The organism is Paenibacillus sedimenti, from assembly GCF_014534655.1.
GTDB classification, from domain to species: domain Bacteria; phylum Bacillota; class Bacilli; order Paenibacillales; family NBRC-103111; genus Paenibacillus_E; species Paenibacillus_E sedimenti.
In genome coordinates this window covers 1-464 of the sequence record NZ_JACVVD010000059.1, presented here as the reverse complement: position 1 = coordinate 464, position 464 = coordinate 1, and the positions used below count along the sequence as shown (strand labels likewise).

The following is a 464-nucleotide window of genomic DNA, read 5'->3' as shown; positions in this document are numbered from 1 at the left end:
ACCTCGTTGAGGATAACAGATCCGCTACCTTCTTCGCGCTGTCATAGCAGGGCATACCAAGCGCCCCCGACCCTTCTGTAGAATCTCCAACTAGGTATAATCCCCGTACGGCTCGGCTTTGCAGCGGCAACAGTTTTGCATTCGTTCTCCTGGCGATTCCGTTCACCATAGCTCTGTTTATAATCCGTTTGTTAACAACGTACTTTTCCCATCCCGGGTATACTTTATGAAGCAAAGTTTCAAATGCGGTTTGAGACCCCTTCGCGTGGCTGTCGTCTAGCTGTTCCTGTTCGGTCAAAAATTTCAAGCCATTGATCAACTGTCCGCCGGCGGGTACGGAAGAAGGATTGTTAAATCCGTAATCATTTATGTAGAAGCCTCCATCCAGATCCAACAAATTACCGATATCGCCGCGGAGCCTCTTGGAAAGCATGAGATCATAGACGAACACATAATGAGCCGTT

At 48.3% G+C, this 464-nt stretch carries 1 protein-coding gene; it reads right to left on the bottom strand.

Annotated elements, in window-relative coordinates:
- Window positions 1-464 (bottom strand): hypothetical protein (locus ICC18_RS33415; RefSeq protein ID WP_188178685.1); only part of this gene is annotated, 464 nt, incomplete at both ends.